Here is a 1,781-nt window from a genome sequence, read left to right as displayed (position 1 = left end):
TGCCAATCCCGTTGAGCTTGAGGGCATCGACGACAAGGTGGAAGCCGTCGGTCGGTCGCGCGGGTGTCGATGGGGTCGCCATGGCACCACTGTTGTCCAAAATCCCACCGGAGTCGACCTAGGCTGAGCTGATGGTGCCCGACCTTGTCGAACTGCACGCGCTGGCAAGCCGCCAGCCGGGGGCCACTGCGCTGGTGGTCACCGCCGACCGGGTCCGGGTCAGCTACCGGAACCTGGTTGCGCTGGTCGATGAGCTCGCGGAGAACCTGCTGCGGACCGGATTGGCGCCCGGAGATCGGGTGGCGCTGCGGGCACACAGCGACGCCGCCTATGTCGTCGGGCTGCTGGCGGCTGTGCACGGGGGCCTGGTCGCGGTGCCGCTGGATCCCGCCCTACCCGCCGCCGACCAGCGTGCCCGGGTGACGGCGGCGGGAGCGCGGGCCCTGCTGGTCGGTGAGCCCACCGGAACGAAACCGCCGCTGCCGTGCTGGCCCGTCTCGGTGACGCCCGGGGGCGGCACAGCCACGGTCACCCTGGACGTCACCGCGGCACCGCAACCACCGGCACCGCCGCCCGAGGGACTCGGCCGTGAGGATGCGGTGATCATGTTCACCGGGGGTACGACGGGCTCGCCGAAGATGGTGCCGTGGACTCACGACAGCATAGCCGGATCCGTCGCCGGCGTCGTCGACACCGGCCGGCTCGGCCCGCAGGATGCGACGGTCGCGGCGATGCCACTGTTTCACGGCCACGGGCTGATTGCGACGCTGCTGTCCACCCTGGCTTCCGGGGGTGCTGTGCTGCTCCCGGCCGGGGGACGGTTCTCCGCACGCACCTTCGCCGCTGATCTGGAAGCGGCCGACGCCACCTGGTTCACCGCAGTGCCCACGATTCATCGGATTATCCTGGCGCGAAATGATATTGACCAGTACAGCCGACGAGGCGCGCTGCGCTTCACCCGCAGTTGCAGCGCCGCGCTGGACGCCAAGACGGCGCAGGAGCTGCAGGTGACGTTCGGCGCACCGGTGCTGTCGGCCTTCGGCATGACCGAAGCCACCCACCAGGCGACCAGCACACGGCTGGACGAGGGGGACGCGGCCACACCGGGGCTGGTCGGCAGGTCAACCGGGCCGGACGTCAGGATCGTCGGCGACGACGGCCGGGTCTGCCCGCCCCGCGCCGTCGGCGAGGTTTGGCTGCGCGGCCGCACCGTGGTACGCGGTTACCTCGCTAATCCGACGGCAAGCGCACAGAGTTTCACCGACGGGTGGCTGCACACTGGCGACTTGGGGTCGCTGTCGGATGCCGGTGAGTTGACGCTGCGAGGCCGGATCAAGGAACTCATCAACCGGGGCGGAGAGAAGATATCGCCAGAACACGTCGAGCATGTGTTGGCCGGCCACCCGGACGTCGCCGAAGCCGCCGTGTTCGGTGTGCCGGATCCGATCTACGGGGAGACGGTGGCCGCGGTGGTCGTGCCGCATGCATCGGCTGAACCGACCGCCGCGGAGCTCAGTGGATTCTGCCGAGAGCGGCTCGCCGCCTTCGAGGTGCCCGCCAGCATCGCGCTCAGCGACGAACTGCCGCACACGGCGAAAGGCTCGGTCGATCGCCGCGCGGTGGCGCACAGGTTTTCTCCCGGGGAGCCATGACGGCGCCGTTCACCTGGGATCTTCCTTACCGATGGCCGCACACGCCGGTGCTCGCCCGCAACGTGGTGTGCACCTCGCAACCGCTCGCCGCCCAGGCGGGCCTGCGGATGCTCGCCGACGGCGGCAACG

At 70.1% G+C, this 1,781-nt stretch carries 1 protein-coding gene; it reads left to right on the top strand.

Going from position 1 to position 1,781, the window contains the following annotated elements; translation table 11 throughout:
• The first annotated feature begins 131 nt into the window (after positions 1 to 131).
• Positions 132 to 1,652: a FadD7 family fatty acid--CoA ligase gene (locus AC2VOP_RS06120; protein WP_486960124.1), complete on the top strand. Its 1,521-nt coding sequence runs from the start codon at positions 132 to 134 to the stop codon at positions 1,650 to 1,652.
• Positions 1,653 to 1,781 lie beyond the last annotated feature (129 nt).

The organism is Mycobacterium sp. TH-M106 (assembly GCF_057473765.1).
Note: the sequence above shows the minus strand (reverse complement) of the source record. Positions and strands in the feature narration are given on the sequence as shown.

Coding starts and splice junctions, on each gene's coding strand:
- AC2VOP_RS06120 (WP_486960124.1), top strand. CDS start 132: ATGGTGCCCGACCTTGTCGAACTGCACGCGCTGGCAAGCCGCCAGCCG.